Annotated in this window: 19 protein-coding genes; 7 read left to right on the forward strand and 12 right to left on the reverse strand. The window is 66.5% G+C overall.

The features are described from left to right. Positions 1–17: 17 nt before the first annotated feature. The 3 genes from plsX to SB751_RS22560 form a co-directional block, all read right to left on the reverse strand. Positions 18–1,097, reverse strand: coding sequence for a phosphate acyltransferase PlsX (gene plsX / locus SB751_RS22550; RefSeq protein ID WP_144199338.1), 1,080 nt, complete (start codon positions 1,095–1,097; stop codon positions 18–20). A gap of 192 nt (positions 1,098–1,289) precedes the next feature. Continuing rightward, the gene (rpmF, locus tag SB751_RS22555; RefSeq protein WP_008644820.1) at positions 1,290–1,469 is read right to left on the reverse strand and encodes a 50S ribosomal protein L32; all 180 of its coding nucleotides are present in this window, start codon (positions 1,467–1,469) and stop codon (positions 1,290–1,292) included. Between the two features lie 122 nt (positions 1,470–1,591). Next, positions 1,592–2,209, reverse strand: a complete 618-nt coding sequence (locus SB751_RS22560) for a YceD family protein (protein ID WP_144199340.1) — start codon at positions 2,207–2,209, stop codon at positions 1,592–1,594. A 218-nt stretch (positions 2,210–2,427) separates the two neighbouring features. Between SB751_RS22560 and SB751_RS22565 the strand changes: the two genes are divergently transcribed. Beyond that, positions 2,428–3,030, forward strand: a complete 603-nt coding sequence (locus SB751_RS22565; RefSeq protein WP_144199342.1) for a Maf-like protein — start codon at positions 2,428–2,430, stop codon at positions 3,028–3,030. A gap of 3 nt (positions 3,031–3,033) precedes the next feature. After that, the gene (locus SB751_RS22570) at positions 3,034–3,765 is read left to right on the forward strand and encodes an SAM-dependent methyltransferase (protein ID WP_144199344.1); all 732 of its coding nucleotides are present in this window, start codon (positions 3,034–3,036) and stop codon (positions 3,763–3,765) included. Positions 3,766–3,771: 6 nt separating this feature from the next. On the opposite strand, the gene SB751_RS22575 is transcribed toward SB751_RS22570, so the two are convergent. From SB751_RS22575 to SB751_RS22590, 4 genes are read right to left on the reverse strand one after another with little or no spacing between them, the layout of a single operon-like run. Beyond that, on the reverse strand, positions 3,772–4,929 hold the full coding sequence (locus tag SB751_RS22575; protein WP_144199346.1) for a S49 family peptidase: 1,158 nt from the start codon (positions 4,927–4,929) through the stop codon (positions 3,772–3,774). A 42-nt stretch (positions 4,930–4,971) separates the two neighbouring features. Continuing rightward, positions 4,972–5,355 carry a Rieske (2Fe-2S) protein gene (locus SB751_RS22580; protein WP_144199348.1) on the reverse strand — a complete coding sequence of 128 codons (384 nt, stop codon included), beginning with the start codon at positions 5,353–5,355 and terminating at the stop codon, positions 4,972–4,974. Continuing rightward, positions 5,348–6,007, reverse strand: coding sequence for an HAD-IA family hydrolase (locus tag SB751_RS22585; RefSeq protein WP_149135568.1), 660 nt, complete (start codon positions 6,005–6,007; stop codon positions 5,348–5,350). The genes SB751_RS22580 and SB751_RS22585 overlap by 8 nt, the downstream gene beginning before the upstream one ends. Positions 6,008–6,067: 60 nt before the next feature. Then, a complete protein-coding gene (locus SB751_RS22590; RefSeq protein ID WP_211943940.1) occupies positions 6,068–7,069 on the reverse strand; it encodes an RluA family pseudouridine synthase in 1,002 nt (333 codons plus the stop codon). Positions 7,070–7,963: 894 nt separating this feature from the next. On the opposite strand from SB751_RS22590, the gene SB751_RS22595 reads away from it, so the two are divergent. The 5 genes from SB751_RS22595 to SB751_RS22615 all read left to right on the forward strand — a co-directional run bounded on the left by SB751_RS22595 (position 7,964) and on the right by SB751_RS22615 (position 15,045). After that, positions 7,964–11,152, forward strand: a complete 3,189-nt coding sequence (locus SB751_RS22595; protein WP_144199354.1) for an Rne/Rng family ribonuclease — start codon at positions 7,964–7,966, stop codon at positions 11,150–11,152. A gap of 242 nt (positions 11,153–11,394) precedes the next feature. After that, positions 11,395–12,519 carry a GTP 3',8-cyclase MoaA gene (moaA, locus tag SB751_RS22600; protein ID WP_250024676.1) on the forward strand — a complete coding sequence of 375 codons (1,125 nt, stop codon included), beginning with the start codon at positions 11,395–11,397 and terminating at the stop codon, positions 12,517–12,519. 48 nt (positions 12,520–12,567) lie between these two features. Next, complete coding sequence (gene mobA / locus SB751_RS22605; RefSeq protein WP_211943966.1) at positions 12,568–13,167, forward strand: molybdenum cofactor guanylyltransferase MobA; 600 nt, start codon at positions 12,568–12,570, stop codon at positions 13,165–13,167. A 102-nt stretch (positions 13,168–13,269) separates the two neighbouring features. Beyond that, positions 13,270–14,553 (forward strand): gephyrin-like molybdotransferase Glp, encoded by a 1,284-nt coding sequence (gene glp / locus SB751_RS22610; RefSeq protein ID WP_250024677.1) that lies wholly within the window; start codon positions 13,270–13,272, stop codon positions 14,551–14,553. Between the two features lie 210 nt (positions 14,554–14,763). Further along, a complete protein-coding gene (locus SB751_RS22615) occupies positions 14,764–15,045 on the forward strand; it encodes a hypothetical protein (RefSeq protein WP_092290069.1) in 282 nt (93 codons plus the stop codon). Here the strand turns inward: SB751_RS22615 and rmuC are convergent. The 5 genes from rmuC to pncB form a co-directional block, all read right to left on the reverse strand. Beyond that, positions 15,023–16,372, reverse strand: a complete 1,350-nt coding sequence (gene rmuC, locus SB751_RS22620) for a DNA recombination protein RmuC (protein ID WP_144199362.1) — start codon at positions 16,370–16,372, stop codon at positions 15,023–15,025. The genes SB751_RS22615 and rmuC overlap by 23 nt on opposite strands. Positions 16,373–16,391: 19 nt before the next feature. Next, complete coding sequence (locus tag SB751_RS22625) at positions 16,392–17,387, reverse strand: 2-hydroxyacid dehydrogenase (RefSeq protein WP_144199364.1); 996 nt, start codon at positions 17,385–17,387, stop codon at positions 16,392–16,394. Between the two features lie 5 nt (positions 17,388–17,392). Beyond that, the gene (locus tag SB751_RS22630; protein WP_377732130.1) at positions 17,393–18,811 is read right to left on the reverse strand and encodes a sodium:proton antiporter; all 1,419 of its coding nucleotides are present in this window, start codon (positions 18,809–18,811) and stop codon (positions 17,393–17,395) included. Between the two features lie 144 nt (positions 18,812–18,955). Next, positions 18,956–19,642 (reverse strand): lactate utilization protein C, encoded by a 687-nt coding sequence (locus SB751_RS22635; protein WP_144199366.1) that lies wholly within the window; start codon positions 19,640–19,642, stop codon positions 18,956–18,958. 81 nt (positions 19,643–19,723) lie between these two features. Further along, positions 19,724–20,902: a nicotinate phosphoribosyltransferase gene (gene pncB, locus SB751_RS22640; protein ID WP_144199368.1), complete on the reverse strand. Its 1,179-nt coding sequence runs from the start codon at positions 20,900–20,902 to the stop codon at positions 19,724–19,726. Positions 20,903–20,934 lie beyond the last annotated feature (32 nt).

Genomic DNA, 20,934 nt, shown 5'->3' on the forward strand with positions numbered 1-20,934 from the left:
TCAGAGGGCTTGAGGCCTCAGGCGGCATGGGTATCGGGATGTGGGTCCGGTGCGTCGGTCTCCGGGCCGCCCGTCGCGGGCGCCGTGGCGCCGGACTTGTTGGCGAAGACCCTTGCTATACGTTCGATTACGCCGTTTCTGGCCGCATCATACCCGCGTTTGATCGCCCATTCAAAAGAGTGGGCGTCGGCGGAACCGTGACTCTTGATCACCAGTCCGCGCAGGCCCAGCAGCGAGGCGCCGTTGTAGCGCGCGGGGTCCAGCCGGCGCGCCAGGCGCGACAGCACGGGCATGGCCACGGCGGCCAGCAGCTTGGTGAACCAGGAGCGCGTGAACTCCTCCTTGATCATGCCGCCAATCATCTTGGCCAGGCCCTCGGTACTCTTGAGCGCCACATTGCCGACGAAGCCGTCGCAGACCACGATGTCCGTCGTGCCCTTGAAGATGTCGTTGCCTTCCACGTTACCGTAGAAATTCAGCTCGGAAGCGCGCAGCAGCTCGCCGGCGGCCTTGACCACCTCGTTGCCCTTGATCACTTCCTCGCCGATATTGAGCAGGCCCACCGTGGGGTGATCCTTGTGATCCACCACGGACACCATGGCCTCGGCCATGCGGGCGAACTGGAGCAGGTGCCCGGGTTCGCAGTCGGCGTTGGCACCCAGGTCGAGCACCGTGGTGCCCCAGCCCTGCTCATTGGGAATGGTAGTGGCGATGGCCGGCCGCTCGATGCCCTCGAGCGTCTTCAGCACATAGCGCGACACAGCCATCAGCGCGCCGGTGTTGCCGGCGGAGATGAGCGCGTCGGCGCGGCCTTCCTTGACCTGCGTGGCCGCCACGCGCATCGAAGAGTCCTTCTTCTTGCGCAGCGCCACTTCCACCGGGTCATCCATCGTGATGACCTCGGTTGCCGCCACCACGGTGACGCGCGGATGATCGGCCGCATGCAGCTTCCTGAGCTGCGCGCCGATGGCATCGGGCAAGCCGACGAGGATCATCTCGGCGTCATCGTGACGGGAAAGAAAACTGATCGCCGCCGGCACGGTCACGGATACACCGTGATCGCCGCCCATGCAGTCGATAGCGAGCTTGATCGTCATTGTTTCCAGATACGGAATGCGCACCGGCATCCGCCGCCTCGGTTCGCGGGGACGCAACCAGCCGGACGCGCGGATACGCTGCCGGGTGGGCGCCGAGCGCCCAACAAAAAAGCGGCAACGAGCTTGCCGCTTTCCTGTTTTACACCTGACAACGTGCGCGAGCGAGACACAGGGTCACGCCAGACAACCTGGTCAGTCGTTCTTGGTCTTGATGACCTTGCGGCCACGGTAGTAGCCGTTCGGGCTCACGTGGTGACGCAGGTGGGTCTCGCCCGTGGTCGGCTCAACGGCCAGGGGTGCGACCGACAGATGGTCATGCGAACGATGCATGCCGCGCTTGGACGGCGACTTCTTGTTCTGTTGAACAGCCATGATGACTCCTTCGAGAATTTTGCGATATTAACACACGCATCCTGCGCGAGGCGTAGCCGGGGCCCGGCCGGATGCTTGACCTGCTACCCGAGGACGGGTGCGCCGGCCGCTCTGTTGCGGCGTCAGTGCTTCGTCTTCAGGCCGGCCAGCGCCGCAAAGGGCGATGGCCGCTTTTCCTCTTCGGGCGGAGCCTCAGGCTCCACCTCACCGTCCGCGCCGGTCACGAGCGACTCGTGCACGGCGGGACAGACCATATGCTTGGGTGCCGACGGCAACGCCAGCAGCACCTCGTCTTCCACCAGTTCCAGCGGCGAAAACTTCTTCGACCCGACGATCACGTCGATGTCGTCATCATCCATGGGTGCCGAATCCGCCGCTTCTTCGCTGGCCATGACCTCGAAGCGCATCGACGTGTCGATCGGCTCCGGGTAGACCTGCAGGCAGCGCTGGCAATCGAGCCAGACCCGCCCTTGCACGGTGACGTCGACGAACAGCCGCTGCGACACCACCGCGCCAGCCTCCACCGCTTCCTCGCGCATGAAGCCGGTGAGCGTGTAGTGAAACGTCTCGTCCGGTGCCGATGCTGGCGCATCCTCGGCCGTCTCGGCTAAGATGCGCGGCAAATCGCGCGTCGCCACGTCGCCCGCCACGCTGCCACCCTTGCGGCAGAAGGCGAACAGATCGGTTTCGCGCAGATCGAATGCCACGGCGGACGCCGCTGGCTGGGTCGGCTGACTCATGTACGCTGAATCGCTGGAAAAATGCCTTGTTTGCCACACCTGGGACGATCCACGCCATCGAGGGCGGATACGCCTGCCGCGATGGCTTCCGATCACGGCCGGGCACGAATGTGCCTGTGTGGCTAAACGCGCGATTATAAGCTGAAAAACGGGACTCGGTCAAAGTATACAACTGACTAACTAACGTCCCCTCTCCCTCCGACGCTACCTCTATATATATGTCGTCCTCCGCTATCCGCCCGCCCCTGATCCTCGGGTCGAGTTCTCCGTACCGGCGCGAGTTGCTCGCGCGGCTGCGCATCCCGTTCGACGTGGCTGTACCGGACATCGACGAAACCCCGCTGGCCGGGGAGGCCCCCGAGGCCACGGCCCTGCGCCTCTCGCGCCGCAAGGCTGAGGCGATTGCCGCGCGCCACCCCGGCGCACTGGTCATCGGCTCGGATCAGGTCTGCACGCTCGACGGCGCCCAGATCGGCAAACCCGGCAGCCATGAGAAGGCGCTGGCCCAGTTGCAGCAAATGCGCGGACGAACCGTCACATTTCATTCGGCACTCTGCCTGCTCGACAGCCGCACCGGCGAGGCCCAGTTGGCCGATGTACAGACCCGGGCGACCTTCCGTGACCTGTCCGATGCCGAACTAGACGCCTACCTGCGCCTGGAAACCCCCTATGACTGCGCGGGCAGCGCCAAGGCCGAGGGTCTGGGCATCGCCCTGCTCGCGCGCGTGGAATCGGACGACCCCACGGCGCTGATCGGCCTGCCGCTGATCGCGCTGACCGGCATGCTGCGTGCCGCCGGCTACCCGTTTTTCGGAGCCTGAACGATGGCCGGTACCCTGTTCCTGATTCCCAACACGCTCGGCAAGCGCGACGAGTTCGATCCGCTGCCCGATGTCATCCCCGCCGGCGTGCAGCAGATTGCCGCGCGGCTCGACTACCTGGTGGCAGAGAACGCCAAGACGGCGCGCGCTTTCCTGAAGAAACTGGGCGAAACCAGCCCGCTGGCGCGGCCGATCCAGCAGATCGAGATCCGTGAGCTGAACGTGAACACGCGCGCCGAGGCCTTGGCCGCGCTGCTGGACCCCATCGCCGGGGGCCGCGATGGCGGGCTGCTTTCCGAAGCCGGCGTGCCGGCCGTGGCCGACCCCGGTGCGGACCTCGTCCGACTGGCCCACGCGCGCGGCGTGACGGTGCGGCCGCTGGTGGGGCCGAGCTCGATCCTGCTGGCGGTGATGGGTTCCGGCCTGAATGGCCAGAGCTTCGCGTTCAACGGCTACCTGCCCGTGGACGCTGACGAGCGCGCGCGCAAGCTACGGGAATTGGAAGCGCATTCGCGCAAGGCGCGCCAGACGCAGGTCTTCATCGAGACCCCCTACCGCAACGCCGCGCTGCTGGAAGCGCTGCGCCAGCATTGCGCCGGCACCACGATGGTATCGGTGGCCGTCGACCTGACGCTGCCCACCGAAACCATCGTCACGCTGCCGCTGTCGGCCTGGCGGCCGGAGCGGATTGCCCTGCAAAAGCGGCCGGCGATCTTCTCGCTGCTGGCCGCCTAGTCCTGCTTACCGGAGCGACTGCGCGCCGGTCGACATCATCATGGTCTTCATCGCCGCGCTGCCCATGGCCGCACCAAACCGCTTGGCCACGCGCTCGGCGATGTTTTCCTTGACCGTGTAGTCGACGATATCCTCGGCCTTGAACAGGTCGCGCGCCACGTAGTCGGCGCTACCCACGCCATCGGCCAGGCCCAGCGCCACGGCGCGCTCGCCGGACCAGAACAAGCCCGAGAACAGGTCCGGATCGTCCTTCAGCCGGTCGCCGCGGCCTTCTTTCACCACGTCGATGAACTGCTGATGGATCTCCTTGAGCATGGTCTCGGCATAGACCTTCTGGCGCGGCACCTGCGGCGAGAAGGGGTCGAGCATGCCCTTGTTGGCACCCGAGGTGTACAGCCGGCGCTCCACGCCGAGCTTTTCCATCAGGCCGGTGAAGCCGAAGCCATCCATCAGCACGCCGATCGAGCCGACGATACTGGCCTTGTCCACATAGATCTTGTCGGCCGCCGCTGCCACGTAGTAACCGCCGGAGGCGCAGATTTCCTCCACCACCACGTAGAACGGCTTGCCCGGATACACGGTGCGCAGACGCTTGATCTCGTCGTTGATGATGCCCGCCTGCACCGGCGAGCCGCCCGGCGAATTGATCTTGAGGATCACGCCGGCCGCGTTGGTATCGGCAAAGGCCGCCTGCAGGGAGGCATTGATCGATTCCGCGCCGGCCGGCGTGCCCGCCGCGATCTCGCCTTCCAGCGAAACCATCGCGGTATGGCGCCCCGCGGTGCTGGCGATGCCATCGCCCTTGAAGTCGATTACCGCGTACAGGATCAGCGCCAGGATGCCCAGCACCACCAGCCGGAAGAAGATCTTCCAGCGCCGTGCCGCGCGCTGTTCGCGCAGCGTGGCCATCAGCACCTTCTCCAGCACGTCGCGCTCCCAGCCACCGGTGGCGCTGCCGCCACCCACCGGGGCCGCTCCACCCTGCCCGCTCAGGCGCGCACGGCGCTCGTCGGCCTCGCGCCGCGCCGCGTCCTCCCCGGCACGCAGTTCCTGCTCGAGCGGAAAATCGGCCTGCGCCGCCGTTTCCAGGCGGTGACTGTCGCCGGCCTTGTGTTCGTCTTGCGTTTGACCCGGTTCGACCGGCGGTTTTTGCTGTTCTGTCATGCGATGGACTCGATAAAGTCAGACGGCGGCCCGGCGGATCATTCAGGTGGCGTCGGGCGGGTAAAAAGGCGGTTCGGGGAGCCAGTAGACAGCACCCTCGCGTTCCTCGGTCCGGAGCTTGGCCAGCGCGGCGCCCCGGCAAGGGCCGCCCACGCAAAGGCCGGTGTCTGGCGCATAAACCGCGCCATGTGTCGCGCACATCAAGTATAGGCCCGCGCTATCGAAAAACTGCCCCTCCTGCCAGTCCAGCTCCATCGGCACGTGCGCGCACTGGTTCAGGTAGGCGTGCGCAACGCCATCGAAACGGACCACGAATGCGCCGATCTCGCGCGCTTCCCGGCGCACGGAGAACCGCACGCCGGCCCCGCCATCGACGAGTTCGTCGCTGGCGCACACGCGGTGCAGTGGCTGGCCGGCTTCAGGCATGCGTGAGCAGCCAGTCCTGGAGATCGGCGATCGACGTGGCGCAGTGCACCGGCGCCATCGCGCGCAGCGAATCGGCCGGATGCGCGCCGTAGCAGACGCCCAGCCCGTGCGCGCCGGCGTTGACCGCCATCTGCAGGTCATGGGTGGTATCGCCCACCATGACCGTGCGCGCCACGTCCTGGCCCAGCTCGCGCGTCAGCTCCTGCAGCATGGCCGGGTGCGGCTTGGAGAACGTCTCGTCGGCGCAACGCGTGCCATCGAACAGCTTGCCAAGGCCGGTGGCCGCCAGCGCCCGCTCCAGCCCCACACGGGTCTTGCCCGTGGCCACGCCGAGGAAGTAGTGCTCGCCGTGCAGGGCCTCGAGCATCTCGCGCACGCCATCGAACAGCACGAGGTCCGCATCGCGCGTGAGGAAATGGTAGCGGTAACGCTCCGCCAGGCGCGGATAGTCGGCCGGGTCCAGCGTGGGCACGGCATAGGACAGCGCGTCCTTCAGCCCAAGGCCGATCACGTGGCTCGCGGCGCTGTCATCCGGCACGGGCAGGCCCAGGTCGCGGCTGGCCAGCTGAATGCATTTGGCGATGGTCGGGGTGGAATCCATGAGGGTTCCATCCCAGTCGAAGACGATCAGGTCGAAGCGCTGCCTGGCCATTGAGGTCCTTGGTCGATGCGGAAAGTGGTGTGGCGGCTGCGAAGGCGGCGATGCGACGCGTCAGTCCGCCGCGCGGTGCTGACGCAATTGTTGCAGAAAATCAACACACTCGGCGGGTAATGGCGCCGAAACGGTCAGCGGCTCGCCCGTGGACGGGTGCGCCAGCGTCATCCGGTGCGCGTGCAGGAACATCCGCTTGATGCCGGGCTTGGCATTGCTACGAGAAAGTGCCTTATTGAGCGCAAAATCACCATACTTCTCATCGCCGACGATGGGGAAGCCGGACGCCTGCAAGTGCACCCGGATCTGGTGCGTGCGGCCGGTTTTCAGTTCGGCCTCGAGCAGGGTGTAGCCCGGGAACGCCTCCACCTTGTTGAAGATGGTGTGCGCGGTCAGCCCATCGGCCTGCACGCGCACGCGCCGCTCGCCATCGGGCGTGCTGTATTTATATAGCGGGAGCTTGACGTGCTGCCGCGTGTTCTGGAATTCGCCTGCCACGCAGGCGAAGTAGCGCTTGTCCATGCCGGTGCCGCGCATCTGCTCGTGCAGGTGCACCAGCGCCGAGCGCTTCTTCGCCAGGATCAGGATGCCGGACGTCTCGCGGTCCAACCGGTGCACCAGTTCCAGGAACTTCGCCTCGGGCCGCGCGCGGCGCAATTGCTCGATCACCCCGAAGGCCACGCCCGAGCCGCCATGGACGGCCACGCCGGCCGGCTTGTCGATAATCAGCAGCCAGGCGTCCTCGAACAGGATCGGGAATTCCGACGAAGGCACGAAAGCATCGGCGTCCTGTGCCTTTTCCGCCACCCGCATGGGCGGGATCCGGATCACATCACCCAGCTTCAGCCGGTAAGTGGCGTCGATCCGGCCCTTGTTCACGCGTACCTCGCCCGAGCGCAAGACCCGGTAAATATGGCTCTTGGGCACGCCCTTTGAGACCTTCAGCAGAAAGTTGTCGATGCGCTGGCCCTCGGCACTTTCGTCCACCGTGACGTACGCCACCTGGAGCGCGCCGGGCGCGACGCGCGGCTCCTTTTCAATTTGATGGCGTAACTCATTCATTTTCAATATAATTTCCCGGCTGTCCCGGCCAAAGACCGGCAGCGCACGACCTGTGTAAGCGATTCTGTGAGCAATATAGGCGCGGGCCCAAGTTGGGCTGGCGGGTGACGAGACCGATGGGGATTGCCACCAATATCCGCGCAGGATCACGCATTTTACACTTCGGGTTGCCACCAACCCGGCCCGTCTCCCGCATTTTGCGTACCCCGCAGGCGCCAGATGGGCAAATGGTGGAAATCAGCAGCACGCACGCGCCACGCCGGCGCGCAGGAAGTTGCCCAGAGGCGGCTTCGGCGAGAAACGGCGGGCACGTGGAAACAGAGTGATCCAGGTAGAACAGAATTCAATGTGGATGCCCGACAGGCATCCACATCGGTGAGAGAAGACCGCCCGCACCGGGAAATCGGTGCCGGCCGGCAGGCGAGCCTGCCAACCGACCTGCAATATCGGCTAGTCGTATTACCGGCGCCCGGTCGCAGAACTCCAAGAAGCAGCGGCGCGCCCGCCAGGAGACAGGTCAGGTTGACATTCGGCCCCGCTTGCCGCGTCCGGAAAACTTGCTCTTTGACGCGTCTTGGCCATTCCCGGCCGGCCGCGATGCCGCGACGCCAGTGCCGTTTGCATTGTGCGTTGCCGCATCGCCCCCGGCCATTCCGGGCATCCGCCGCAAGTCGCTGTATCAGGAGCAGTGCCATGGCGCTCTCTCCGACCCAGCGGACGCCTGCCTAGACGTCGACAGCCTCTCTCTTTCACCCGCGCCCCGCCCGGCCGCGTCGTATTGCGCGCCGGCGACTCCGGCAATTCTCCCGCCCCCACTCTATTTCCTCGCGTGCTCCATGGATCGTCGCGGACACCTTTCGTGTGACTTCCGCGACACTGGAGTGAGGTATTGCGATGAAACGCATGCTGTTCAACGCGACGCAACAGGAAGAATTGCGCGTCGCGATCGTCGATGGTCAGAAACTGATCGATATCGACATCGAAACCGCCGGGCGCGAGCAGCGCAAGGGCAACATCTACAAGGGCGTCATCACCCGCATCGAGCCCTCGCTGGAAGCCTGCTTCGTCAACTACGGCGAAGAGCGCCACGGCTTCCTGCCGTTCAAGGAAGTGGCCCGTGCGTTCTTCAAGGACGGCGTGGACGTGCGCAACGCGCGCATCCAGGACGCCCTGCACGAAGGCCAGGAACTGATCGTCCAGGTCGAGAAGGAAGAGCGCGGCAACAAGGGCGCCGCCCTGACCACCTTTATCTCGCTGGCCGGCCGCTACCTGGTGCTGATGCCGAACAACCCGCGTGGCGGTGGCGTATCGCGCCGCATCGAGGGCGAGGACCGCCAGGAACTGCGCGAGACGATGGGCCAGCTGACCGTGCCGGACGGCATGAGCATCATCGCCCGCACCGCTGGCATCGGCCGCGCGGCCGAGGAACTGCAGTGGGACCTGAACTACCTGCTGCAACTGTGGAAGGCCATCGACGGCGCCGCCGGCGACAACAAGGCCCCGCTGCTGATCTATCTGGAATCGAGCCTGGTCATCCGCGCCATTCGCGACTATTTCCAGCCCGATATCGGCGAGATCCTGATCGATACCGACGAGATCTATGAACAGGCACGCGCTTTCATGAGCGTGGTCATGCCTGACAACATGAACCGCGTGAAGAAGTACCGGGACGACGTGCCCCTGTTCTCGCGGTTCCAGATCGAGCACCAGATCGAGTCCGCCTATTCCCGCATGGTGATGCTGCCGTCCGGCGGCGCCATCGTGATCGACCATACCGAAGCCCTGGTTTCCGTTGACGTGAACTCGGCCCGTGCCACCAAGGGCGCGGACATCGAGGAAACGGCGCTGCGCACGAACCTGGAAGCGGCCGACGAGATCGCCCGCCAGCTGCGCCTGCGCGACCTGGGCGGCCTGATCGTGATCGACTTCATCGACATGGAGTCCAGCAAGGCCCAGAAGGACGTGGAAACGCGCCTGAAGGACGCCCTGCGCCACGACCGCGCCCGCGTGCAGATGGGCAAGATCAGCCGCTTCGGCCTGATGGAGCTGTCGCGCCAGCGCCTGCGTCCTTCGCTGTCGGAAGGCTCGCACATCACCTGCCCGCGCTGCAATGGAACAGGTCACATCCGCGATACCGAATCGTCCGCCCTGCAGGTGCTGCGCATCATCCAGGAAGAGGCGATGAAGGAGAACACGGCCGCCATCCACTGCCAGGTGCCGGTGGAAGTGGCCGCTTTCCTGCTGAACGAGAAGCGTCAGGAAATCAACCTGATCGAGCTGCGCTTCAAGGTGAACGTGCTGTTGATCCCCAACAAGCACCTGGAAACCCCGCACTACAAGCTGGAGCGCCTGCGCCACGACGATCCGCGCCTGGAGGAATCCACGGCCAGCTATCGCATGGCCGAGGCCGCCGCCAAGGAACTCGAGGCGGACACGAGCTACAGCAGCCGCAAGAAGGAAGATGCGCGTCCGCGCCAGGAAGCCGCCGTCAAGGGCATTACGCCCGACGCGCCGGCGCCGGTGTCGGTGCCCCGCCCCGAGCGCGCCCCGCGCCCCGAGGCCGCTGCCGCACGTCCGGTACCGGCCACGCAGCCCGTGGCCGCCGGCGGTTTCATCGCCTGGCTGAAGGGCCTGTTCGGCGCACGTCCGGCCGCCGCCCCGGCGGCAGAGCCGGCCAAGCCGGCCGCTGACGCCCAGGCACGCGGCGACGGCCGCCGCGAACGCGGCCAGCGTGGCGAAAGTCGCGGCGAAGGCCGTGGCCAGGGCCGTGGCGAGCGTGGTGAACGTGGCGAGCGTGGTGATCGCGAACAGCGTGGTGAACGCGGCGAGCGTGGCGAGCGCCAGGGCCGTGGCCAGCGTGGCGAACGTGCCGAGCGTGGTGAACAACGTGGCGCCGAGCGTGGTGAGCGCGCGGAACGCGGTGATCGTGCCGAACGTGGCGAGCGGACTGAACGTGGCGAACGCACCGAGCGCGGTGAGCGTCCGGCACGCGCCCCGCGCGAAGGCCAGCAGGCCACGCCGGCCATCGCCCGTCAGCCCGAGGGTGGCGAAGCCCGTCAGGAAGGCAATCGCCGTGAGCGCAATCAGGAACGCCGCGAGCGTCAGCGCGAACGGCAGCGTGAGCGTGGCGACACCCGCGAGACCGAGGAAGCCCTGAACGTCGAAAGTGCACCGCAGACCGCATTCGAGGCTGCGCAAGCCGCCCCGGCCGTGGCCGTGGTGGCAGCCGCCGCCGCGACCGAACTGCCGGAAGGCCTGGAAGCCGTGGCAACGGAAGGTGCAGAGGGCGAAGAGCGCCGCCGCCGCAACCGTCGTGGCCGTAACCGCTATCGCCGCGAGCGCGAAGATGGTGTGCAAGGCGCCGATGGCGAAAACGGCGACGCCAACGACACGTCCAACCTGGCCGAAGTGGCCGCAGGCGTGACCGAGACGGAATTCGCACCGGTGGCCGCCCAGGCTGCACCGCAAGTCGTGGCCCAGCCGGAACCGGTTGCCGTGGCCCAGGTGGCTGAGGTGCCCCGCGTGGCCCAGGTGGCGGAAGTCGCCGAGGTCACGGAAGCCGTGGAAATCCGCGAAACACGTGAAACGGTGGAAACCGTGGCCCGCGTGGAACCTGCCGCCTACGCCCAGCCGAGCCAGCCGGCCCAGCCCGTGAGCCCGGCCCCGGTGGCCGAACCGGTGTTCGCACCGGTCAGCGCCCCCGAAGCCGCGCCGGTTGTGACGCCCGCGCCGGTCTACACCGCTCCGGTGGTGGAAGCCCCGGCACCGGCACCCGTCGAAGCCGCCCCGGTCGTTGCCGAGCCGGTCATCGTGACGCCTGCCGTCGCGCCGACCCCGGTGGCAGCGCCGGCCGCCGCTCCGCTGCGTGCCGATGCACTCGAGCCGATGCTGGCTTCGGCCGGCCTCCAGTGGGTGGAGACGGACAATGCCAAGCTGCAAGCCGCCCAGACCGCCGCCGCCAACGTGGCACCGGCCCCGCGCGTGCAGCGCGAGCGCAAGCCGCTGCCCCCGCTGCCGGAAGGTCCGATGGTCCTGGTCGAGACCGGCGGTCAGCGCGACCAACAGCAGCAGCAACAGCAGTAAGGTCGGCCAGCGCTAGCTGGCAACCAACACGGAAAAAGGGACGGCTTCGGCCGTCCCTTTTTTCATGGGGCACCGCACATGATGCATGCATCACATTACTGTACTGCCGCCGCCAATACCCCACTGTGCCCCTGCGAAGCGCACGGTCGCCGCCGGCGCGTCAGCCACCTCGGCTAGAATGCAGGCAGAACCGCCCCGGATGCACACATCGCGCCGGGCAGCGGCGTCGCCACCCCCAGGCCATGACCGACACCGTCATTCCCATCCTCGACCTGCGCGACCATCGTTATCGCTCGATGGTGCCAAGCATTCCGTCCCACCTCGACACACCCACTGGCCTCGTGGCGGACACCCGCGGCCGGCCGCTGCACGACCTGCGCATCTCGGTGACGGACCGCTGCAACTTCCGCTGCGTGTACTGCATGCCCAAGGAGGTGTTCGACAAGGACTACACCTTCCTGCCGCACGCCGAGCTGCTGAGCTTCGAGGAGATCGAACGCGCTGCGCGCGTGTTCGTGTCGCAGGGTGTGGAGAAGATCCGGCTGACCGGCGGCGAGCCGCTGCTGCGCAAGAACATCGAAAAACTCGTTGAAATGCTGGCGCGCATCGAGACCGTCTCGGGCAAGCCGCTGGACCTGACGCTGACCACCAATGCGTCGCTGCTGGGGCGCAAGGCGCAGTCGCTGCGCGATGCCGGCCTGTCGCGCGTGAGCGTGAGCCTGGACGCCATCGACGACGCCACGTTCCGCAAGATGAACGACGTTGACTTCGCAGTGCGCGACGTTCTGGACGGCATCGAGACCGCCCAGGCCGTCGGCCTGGCGCCGATCAAGGTCAACATGGTGGTCAAACACGGCACCAACGACGCCGAAATCGTGCCCATGGCCCGCCATTTCCGTGGCAGCGGCATCATCGTCCGCTACATCGAATTCATGGATGTTGGCGCCAGCAACCACTGGCAAATGGACGAAGTGCTACCTTCCGCCGACGTGGTGCGGCGGATTGACGAAGTGTTTCCGCTCGAGGTGATTCCTGCCAACTACTCGGGCGAGACGGCCGAGCGCTGGCGGTATCGCGATGGCGCCGGCGAAATCGGCGTGATTTCGAGCGTGACCCACGCGTTCTGTGGCGATTGCAGCCGCATCCGCCTGTCTACCGAGGGCCGCCTGTACCTGTGCCTGTTCGCCACCGAGGGCTACGACCTGCGTGCGCTGCTGCGCGGCGGCCACAGCGACCTGGAGATCGCCAATGCCATCGCCCAGGTCTGGCAGGGCCGCACCGACAACTATTCCGAGCAGCGAGGCGATCCGGCCGTACGCCTGGCGCGCGCCGAACGCAAGATCGAGATGTCCTACATTGGCGGCTGACCCGGGCCATCCCGGCCATCGGCGCCGCCTCACAACTTTCCGAAAGTCATGATCGCACGCGAAGACATCACCGGCCTGATCCTGGCCGGCGGCCGGGGCAGCCGCATGGGTGGCACCGACAAGGGCCTGCAACCGCTGCGCGGCGTGCCAATGGCGATGCACACGCTGATGCGCCTGACGCCGCAGACTGGCGCGATGCTGATCAACGCCAATCGCAACCTAGCCGCCTATGAGTCGTTCGGCGTGCCCGTGGTCACCGATTCCGTGCCCGACTTCGCCGGGCCGCTGGCCGGCATGATGGCCGGGCTCGAGCAGTGCAGCACCGGCTGGCTCGTCACGGCGCCGTGCGACACCCCGTTCCTGCCCACCGACCTCGTCGAACGGCTGGCGCAGGCGATCGAGGCCGAAGGCGCCGAGATGGCAATTCCGGTTACGGTGGACGCCGACGGGCATCGGCAAACCCAGCCGGTGTTCTGCCTGATGCCGGTCACGGCGCTCGACAGCCTGATCACCTACATCAGTGGCGGCGGGCGCAAGATCGAGACCTGGGCGGCCAGCCACCGGTTGGCAGAGGTGCCCTTCCCCGACGCCGACGCGTTCGCCAACATCAATACGCTGGACGAACTACGCACACACGAGGCCCGCTGAGCGCACCACGCGGGTTAGACTCGGGCATCCGTCCTGCCCGCGGTTCCATCCGCGTTTCCGCCCTTTTTCGCCGTTTTCGCTTCTTTTCGCCGCAGACTGCTCATGCCATCCCTGCAATCCGTCATTTCCTGCCTCTCCGGCTACGACCCGACCGCCCTGCCCGTGGCCCAGGCCAACGCGATCATCGGCGAGGTGGTCGAGCCGGTGCGTGGCACCGAGCAACTGGCACTTCGCACCGCGCTTGACCGGGTACTGGCCGAGGACGTGATCTCGCCCATCGACGTGCCCGCCCACGACAATTCGGCGATGGACGGTTACGCCTTCCAGAGCGCGGCGCTGGCAGCCGGCGGCGACGTGGTCCTGGAAGTCATCGGCACGGCCTACGCCGGCAATGCGTGCGACGCGGCGCCCACGGCGGGCCAGGCGGTGCGCATCATGACCGGCGCAATCATGCCCGGCGGCTGCGACACCGTGGTGCCGCAGGAATTCGTGGACGTGCAGGCAGGCGGCAACCAGATCCGTTTTGCGGCCGATGCCGTGCGCCCCGGCGACAACCGCCGGCTGCGTGGCGAAGATCTGGCCCGCGGTCAGGCGGCACTCGCCGCCGGCCGCATTCTCCAACCGGCGGACCTTGGCCTGCTGGCCTCGCTCGGCGTGGCCGAAATCAAGGTGCGGCGCCGACTGCGCGTGGCCTTCTTCTCCACCGGCGATGAACTGCGCTCGATTGGCGAGCCGCTCGACCCCGGCTGCGTCTACGACTCCAACCGCTACACGCTGCACGGCATGCTGCGGCGGCTCAATGTCGAGTTGATCGACATGGGTGTGGTCCGCGACGACCCCGCCGCGCTGGAGGCCGCGTTCCGCAGCGCCTGCGAAAACGCCGATGCGGTGATCACCTCCGGCGGCGTGTCCGTGGGCGAAGCCGACTACACCAAGCAAATCATGGCGCGGCTGGGCGATGTCACATTCTGGAAGATCGCCATGCGCCCGGGCCGCCCCATGGCATTCGGACGCATTGCGTCGAACGGCCGGGAGGCCCTGCTTTTCGGCCTGCCCGGCAACCCCGTGGCCGTGATGGTCACCTTCTACCACTTCGTGCGCGGCGCGCTGCACCGGCAGATGGGTGCCAACGTGCCGCCGTTGCCCTTGATGCGCGTGCGCAGCGCGGCGGCCATCCGCAAGAAGCCCGGCCGCACGGAATACCAGCGCGGCATTCTGGCGCCGGCGGCCGATGGCGACTGGGAAGTCCGGATCACCGGCCAGCAAGGCTCTGGCGTACTGCGGTCGATGAGCGAGGCGAACTGCTTCATCGTGCTGGGCCACGAGCAAGAAGCCGTTGCCGCCGGCGATCTGGTCGAGGTGATGCTGTTCGACGGGCTGATGTAATTTGTTGCAGTCCGCCATGCGGAACGCCCGAGGCATAGGTGCGCCGCATTGATGAGCCGAATCAATGATCAAATCGGCAGTCATCGTATGACAGCACACGTTGCGCTGTCGTTTTTTGTACGCCCCGCGAGTGACGGACTATGCGTCGCAAGCCCCAGTCGCTACACTTGCAGCACGAAAAATCACCCCCCCAATATCTTGTCTGTCGTCATGAATCAGGAGATCGCGTACCTCCACCCCGTCAAGACCGCGCGCGCACTGGTGCTGGTCTATCTGTGCTTCTCGGTGCCAATCGTGGCGATGGGCCTGTTCGTGGCCTTTATCCGCTATGGCGACCTGCCGGGGATTACGGTTTTCACCGCGCTGATCCTGAACGCACTGATTGGCTTCGGCCTGTTGTGGCTCGGCTGCAAGGCCTACAACTGGGTAGCCGCCCGCTTCGGCGGCATCGAAGTGCACGTGCGCGAACTCACGCCCGAAGATCACCAGTAACGTCACCATTGGCGGCTTGGGCCGCGCTGGCGTCGTCCTGTGGCGGAGGCGGTTGCACCGCCTCCGGCGAACCCGCCGTTGCGGCGGTTCCCAATAGCTGCTCGGCGAGTTCCCCGGGCAGCGCTTCCACCGTGCGAAGCTTCCGCTCCATCTGGCGGGTTCGCACCTCGGCCTGTTCGATATTGCGCGCGGCACGCACCAGCGTATCGCGCGTCTTGGCCAGCACCTCGCCAAACTTGCCGAATTCGGTCTTGACGGCGCCCAGCACCTCCCACACCTCGCTGGAGCGCTTCTCCAGCGCCAGCGTCCGGAATCCCATCTGCAGGCTGTTGAGCAACGCGGTCAGCGTGGTCGGCCCGGCCACGGTCACGCGGAAATCCCGCTGCAGCAGGTCCGTCAGGCCCGGGCGGCGCAGCACCTCGGCGTAAAGCCCCTCGGTTGGCAGGAACAGGATTGCAAAGTCGGTGGTAGCCGGCGGCGCCAGGTATTTCTCGGCGATCGACTGCGCCTCCCGGCGCAACGCCACCTCAAGCTCACGCCCCGCCACGGCCACGCCGTCCACGTCGCCATGCTCCTGGGCATCGACAAGGCGTTCGTACTGCTCCTTCGGAAACTTCGCATCGATCGGCAGCCATACCGGGCCGCTGGACGGGTCGCGGCCCGGCAGCCGGATCGCGAATTCGACCCGCGCCCCCGAATTGCGCACGGTCTCAACATTCTTGCCGTACTGGTCCGCCGTGAGGATCTGTTCCAGCAGCATTTCCAGCTGCACTTCGCCCCACGTGCCGCGCGACTTGACATTGGTCAGCACCCGCTTGAGATCGCCCACGCCCTGTGCCAGCATCTGCATCTCGCCCAGGCCGCGATGCACCTGCTCCAGCCGGTCCGACACCAGCTTGAACGACTCGCCCAGCCGCTGCTCGAGCGTCGCATGGAGCTTCTCGTCCACGGTGCGTCGCATTTCCTCCAGTTTCGCGGCGTTGTTCGCCTCGATGTCGCGCAGCTTCTGCTCGAGCGTGGCTCGCACCTCGGCCAGCCGGCGGTCGTTGGACTCGGACATCTGCGCGATCTGCTGATTCTGCACCGTGGCGATGCTGGTCAGGTGCGCCGACAAGGTCTGCTGGAAGCGCAGCATCTGCCGGCCGGACTCATCGCGGCCATCGCGGGCGGCCGCACTCACTTCGCCACGCAACACGCGCTCCAGCCGATCAAGACCATCAAGCAGTTCCGCGGATGCCGCCCCGGCGCGCGAGCGCCACAGCAGCACCGCCAGCAGGATCACCGCCACGATGGCGGTGGCGAGCGTCAGGACGGAAATCAATGTCATCAATTCAGGAACATCCGATTCAGCGGCGGCGCGCCATGACCTCAGGGTTGATCACCGAAGGCGGATGGCCCGCCTTGGGGCCGGCGTCGAGTGCCGCAATCAGGTTGTCAGCGGCCAGATTGGCCATCGCGCGACGCGTCTTCTCCGAGGCGCTCGCGATATGCGGCGTCAACACCACGTTTGGTACCGTCAGCAGATCAGGGTGGACGCTCGGCTCACCTTCGAACACATCCAGACCGGCGGCGAAGATCTGGCCATTGCGCAGCGCGGCGGCCAGCGCGGCGTCATCGACGATGCCGCCGCGCGCCAGGTTGATCAGGGTGGCGGTCGGCTTCATCGCCGCCAGCTCCGCTGCGCCAATCGCGTGATGGCTCTCGGGGCTGTACGGCAGCACCAGCAAGAGGTGATCCGTCTGCGCGAGGAGTTCCGCCTTGCTGACATAGCGCGCATTGAGCGCGCGCTCGGTCTCGGCGGGCAACTGGCTGCGGTTGTGGTACAGCACGTTCATGCCGAAGCCAGCTGCGCGACGGGCCAGCGCCTGTCCGATGCGGCCCATGCCGAGGATGCCGAGCGTACTGCCGTAGACGTCCATGCCCACGAGCATGTCATAGCTCCAGCGCTTCCACTTGCCGGCGCGCAGGTAGTGCTCGGACTCCGTCACGCGGCGGGCGGTGGCCATCAGCAGTGCCCAGCCGAAGTCGGCCGTGGTCTCCGTCAGCACGTCGGGCGTGTTGGTCGCCACCACGCCGGCGGCGGTCAGGGCCGGTACGTCGAGATTGTTGTAGCCGACCGCCATGTTGCAGACGGCGCGCAGCTGCGGTAGCGCTGCGACGACCGCGCCGTCGATCTTGTCCGCGGCATTGGCCAGCACGCCGGCCTTGCCCGCGAGGCGGGCCTTCAGCGCGGCGGCGTCCAGCACCAGGTCTTCCTGGTTGCTGTCGACATCGAAATATTGCGAAAGACGATCGACGACGTCGGCATAGATCGCGCGGGTAACGAGGACGGAGGGCTTCATGGCAGTCACACGTGGAAAAAGAGGAACGTCATCACCAGGAACAGCGGCAGCAGCACGGTACCGGACCACGCCATGTAGCCGAAGAAACTCGGCATGCGTACGCCGCGGCTTTCGGCAATGGCCTTCACCATCAGGTTGGGGGCATTGCCGATATAGGTATTGGCGCCCATGAACACCGCGCCGGCCGAGATGGCGGCGAGCGTCGAGGCATCGCGCGTCATCAGGGTGGCCGGGTCGCCGCCGGCGGTGTTGAAGAACACCAGGTAGGTCGGTGCGTTGTCCAGGAACGAGGACAGGATACCGGTCGCCCAGAAGTACATGCCGTCGATAGGCTTGCCAGAGGAATCGCTGACCGCGTGGATCACTGCAGCGAACGCGCCGTCGGTGCCGGCCTTGAGCATCGCGATGACCGGGATGATCGTCAGGAAGATGCCCGCGAACAGCTTGCCGACTTCGAGGATCGGCTCCCAGTTGAACTCGTTGCCGCTGCGCGCGCTATGCGGCGTGGCGATCAGCGACACGATGGTAATCACCACCAGCAGCACGTCACGGACCAGCGCCGGCAGCGTGACCTCGGTGCCCATCACGTCGAACGCGATACCCGGCTTCCACAGCCCGCTCATCAGCACCAGCGCCAGCACGCCCAGCAGCAGCAGGAAGTTGATCTTGCCGTCGATTTGAAGGCGCTTGGAGTCCGGCGTCGGGTCCTGCGCCAGCGGCAGCTCTTCTTCCTTGTTCAGGAAGTAGTGGCGGTCCACCACATAGAACAGCGCCAGCAGCGCCACGCACAGGAACGCCGTCTCGGGGAAGATGTTGCGTAGCGTCCACGTGAACTCCACGCCCTTCAGGAAGCCCAGGAACAGCGGCGGATCGCCGAGCGGCGTCAGCGAGCCGCCCGCGTTGGCCACCAGGAAGATGAAGAACACCACCACGTGTGCCACATGGCGGCGGTTGTCGTTGGCGCGCAGCAGCGGCCGGATCAGCAGCATCGCCGCGCCGGTGGTGCCCATCAGGCTGGCCAGCACGGTCCCGAGCGCGAGGATGCCGGTGTTCAGCCTGGGCGTGCCGTGCAGGTTGCCACGCAGGCAGATACCGCCGGCCACCACGTAGAGCGACCCCAGCAGCATGATGAACGGGATGTATTCGCCCAGCAGCGCGTGCACCGTGTTGGCCACGGCGGCGTGGACACCGAACTGCATCGCGAACGGCACCAGGAACAGCGCGCCCCAGGCCGCAGCCACCTTGCCATAGTGGTGGTGCCAGAAGTGCGGGGCCAGTAGAGGGAACAGCGCGATGGACAGCAGGACACCGGCAAACGGCACGCCCCAGAGCGGCGACAGCGTGGCGCCATCGATCTCGGCGGCACCGGCCAGGGACGGAAACAGGGCAATGACCGCAAGCATCGCGGTAGACCACGGTGCCATGGCACGTCGTGCGCGTCGCATCATCGGGCAGGTTCTCCTCGTCTCGAAAGCGGCCAGTGTAAAGCAAACCCTTTTGAGACTGGTCTGAAAATGCTGCCGGAATAACCCGGAATGTGACGCCTGGCCGGGCCCCGAGCCCAGCCCTCAGTCCTGGTCGACGAGGATCACGTGCACGCGGTATGGGCCGTGGGCGCCGAGGACGATGGTCTGCTCGATATCGCCCGTGCGCGACGGGCCGCTGATGACATTGGTAGCGCGGGGCAGCTGGCCGTGCTCGGCACGCATGCGCGCGAAGGCTTCCTCGAGGTTCGCCACGATGCGCGAAACCGGCACCACGGCGATGTGGGTCTCAGGCAGCAGCGCGGCCGAGGCAAAGGTTTGCGGCCCCGACAACAGCATCAGCGAGCCGGTCTCGGCAATCGCCACGAAGCAGCCGGTGATGCCAACGAGGTCGCCATGGTCATGGTCGACCTGCGGATCGCGCGCTGGCGGACGGCATGCCACGTCCAGCCCCTGCGCCTGCCATGGCAGGTCGCCCAGGCTGTCCCACGCCACCGCGCGGCGCACGAGGCCCAGGCCGTCCAGATAGCGCGAGACGGCACCCGGCACGTCGGCCAGCGTGGCCACGCGCTCCACGGTGGAGGCCATCTTCTGCGCCTGCAGGCTGAACGCCTCGACCCGATCCGCGGCAATGGCCGGCTGCGGACCCTGCGGATGGCGTGCGAGATAGTCGTCCACGGCCTCGCGCTCGCCGGTGGTCACCGTGGCCCCCCTGCCCTGGGCGGCGCGGATGCGGGCGAAGATGCGGTCACGGGCGGCGTTGGTTTCCATGGCGTAAGGGGTCCGGTTCCTGGGGCTGGCCGATTATAGAAGGCCGCGCCGGCACGCGGGCGCCGCCGGGCGTGAATGTTGTTAAGCCGGGGGCTGAATCGCGAACACCTGGCGCAGGTAGGCCAGGTAGCCGGGGTCGTCGCACATGGTCTTCTCGGGCGTGTCCGAGAGCTTGGCCACGGGCTGGCCGTTGCATCGCACCATCTTGATGACGATCTGGAGCGGCGTGTAGCCGAGGTCGTTGGTCAGGTTCGTGCCCACGCCGAAGGCCAGCTTGCAGCGGCCGCGGAAGCGCTCGTACAGTTCGATGACCTTGGGGATGTTCAGCGCATCGCTGAAGATCAGCGTCTTGCCGCGCGGATCCACGCGGTGGGAGGCGTAATGCGCGAGCATGCGCTCGCCCCACTCGAGCGGATCGCCCGAATCGTGCCGCACGCCGTCAAACAGTTTGCAGAAGAAGAGGTCGAAATCGCGCAGGAAGGCATCGAATCCATAAGTATCGGACAGCGCGATGCCCAGGTCGCCGCGATATTCCTGCGCCCAGTTGTCCAGCGCGTAGACCTGCGAGTCGCGCAGGCGCGGGCCGAGCGCCTGGCACGCCTGCAGGTACTCGTGGGCCATGGTGCCAAGCGGGGTCATGTTGTGCAGCCGCGCGAAGTGGACGTTGCTGGTACCGGCAAGCTGCGCGCCGAGGATGCCGCGCGCGGTCAGCAGCACCTCCTCCTGCCAGGCGCCCGAGAAACGCCGGCGGGTGCCGTAGTCTGCGATCACGCAGTCGGCGTAGGGCGCCGCCTTCAGCAGCGCGAGCTTGGCCTCCAGGCGCCGGCGGCCCTCAGCCAGGTCCGGTGCTGGCTGGGTGCGGCGGAAATAGACCTCGTTGACGATGGCCAGCAAGGGCACCTCGAACAGGATCGTATGGAGCCACGGGCCGCGGATCGTGATGTCGATCTCACCGCCACCCTTCTCGGACGGCGTGATCGCGACGTGCTTCTCGCTCAGGTGGAACAGGGCCAGGAAATCGACGAAATCGCTCTTGATGAAGCGCATGCTGCGCAGGTAGTCGAGTTCTTCCTCGGTGAAGCGGAGCTGGCAGAGGTTGGCCACTTCGGCGCGAATCTCGTCGATATACGGGGTCAGGTCGACGCCCGCATTGCGGCACTTGAACCGGTACTCGACCTGAGCCTGCGGGAAGCGGTGCAGCACCACCTGCATCATTGTGAACTTGTACAGGTCGGTGTCTAGCAGGGAGCGGATGATCATAGCGTGGCGCAAACGGCATGCCGGAGACGAGG

Origin of the sequence: Cupriavidus sp. SIMBA_020 (assembly GCF_046535395.1) — a bacterium.
GTDB lineage: Bacteria > Pseudomonadota > Gammaproteobacteria > Burkholderiales > Burkholderiaceae > Cupriavidus > Cupriavidus campinensis.

What these genes read in the sequence shown, in the direction of transcription:
- plsX (WP_144199338.1), bottom strand. Translation starts at nt 1,097, where the DNA reads ATGACGATCAAGCTCGCTATCGACTGCATGGGCGGCGATCACGGTGTA.
- rpmF (WP_008644820.1), bottom strand. Translation starts at nt 1,469, where the DNA reads ATGGCTGTTCAACAGAACAAGAAGTCGCCGTCCAAGCGCGGCATGCAT.
- SB751_RS22560 (WP_144199340.1), bottom strand. Translation starts at nt 2,209, where the DNA reads ATGAGTCAGCCGACCCAGCCAGCGGCGTCCGCCGTGGCATTCGATCTG.
- SB751_RS22565 (WP_144199342.1), top strand. Translation starts at nt 2,428, where the DNA reads ATGTCGTCCTCCGCTATCCGCCCGCCCCTGATCCTCGGGTCGAGTTCT.
- SB751_RS22570 (WP_144199344.1), top strand. Translation starts at nt 3,034, where the DNA reads ATGGCCGGTACCCTGTTCCTGATTCCCAACACGCTCGGCAAGCGCGAC.
- SB751_RS22575 (WP_144199346.1), bottom strand. Translation starts at nt 4,929, where the DNA reads ATGACAGAACAGCAAAAACCGCCGGTCGAACCGGGTCAAACGCAAGAC.
- SB751_RS22580 (WP_144199348.1), bottom strand. Translation starts at nt 5,355, where the DNA reads ATGCCTGAAGCCGGCCAGCCACTGCACCGCGTGTGCGCCAGCGACGAA.
- SB751_RS22585 (WP_149135568.1), bottom strand. Translation starts at nt 6,007, where the DNA reads ATGGCCAGGCAGCGCTTCGACCTGATCGTCTTCGACTGGGATGGAACC.
- SB751_RS22590 (WP_211943940.1), bottom strand. Translation starts at nt 7,069, where the DNA reads ATGAATGAGTTACGCCATCAAATTGAAAAGGAGCCGCGCGTCGCGCCC.
- SB751_RS22595 (WP_144199354.1), top strand. Translation starts at nt 7,964, where the DNA reads ATGAAACGCATGCTGTTCAACGCGACGCAACAGGAAGAATTGCGCGTC.
- moaA (WP_250024676.1), top strand. Translation starts at nt 11,395, where the DNA reads ATGACCGACACCGTCATTCCCATCCTCGACCTGCGCGACCATCGTTAT.
- mobA (WP_211943966.1), top strand. Translation starts at nt 12,568, where the DNA reads ATGATCGCACGCGAAGACATCACCGGCCTGATCCTGGCCGGCGGCCGG.
- glp (WP_250024677.1), top strand. Translation starts at nt 13,270, where the DNA reads ATGCCATCCCTGCAATCCGTCATTTCCTGCCTCTCCGGCTACGACCCG.
- SB751_RS22615 (WP_092290069.1), top strand. Translation starts at nt 14,764, where the DNA reads ATGAATCAGGAGATCGCGTACCTCCACCCCGTCAAGACCGCGCGCGCA.
- rmuC (WP_144199362.1), bottom strand. Translation starts at nt 16,372, where the DNA reads ATGACATTGATTTCCGTCCTGACGCTCGCCACCGCCATCGTGGCGGTG.
- SB751_RS22625 (WP_144199364.1), bottom strand. Translation starts at nt 17,387, where the DNA reads ATGAAGCCCTCCGTCCTCGTTACCCGCGCGATCTATGCCGACGTCGTC.
- SB751_RS22630 (WP_377732130.1), bottom strand. Translation starts at nt 18,811, where the DNA reads ATGGCACCGTGGTCTACCGCGATGCTTGCGGTCATTGCCCTGTTTCCG.
- SB751_RS22635 (WP_144199366.1), bottom strand. Translation starts at nt 19,642, where the DNA reads ATGGAAACCAACGCCGCCCGTGACCGCATCTTCGCCCGCATCCGCGCC.
- pncB (WP_144199368.1), bottom strand. Translation starts at nt 20,902, where the DNA reads ATGATCATCCGCTCCCTGCTAGACACCGACCTGTACAAGTTCACAATG.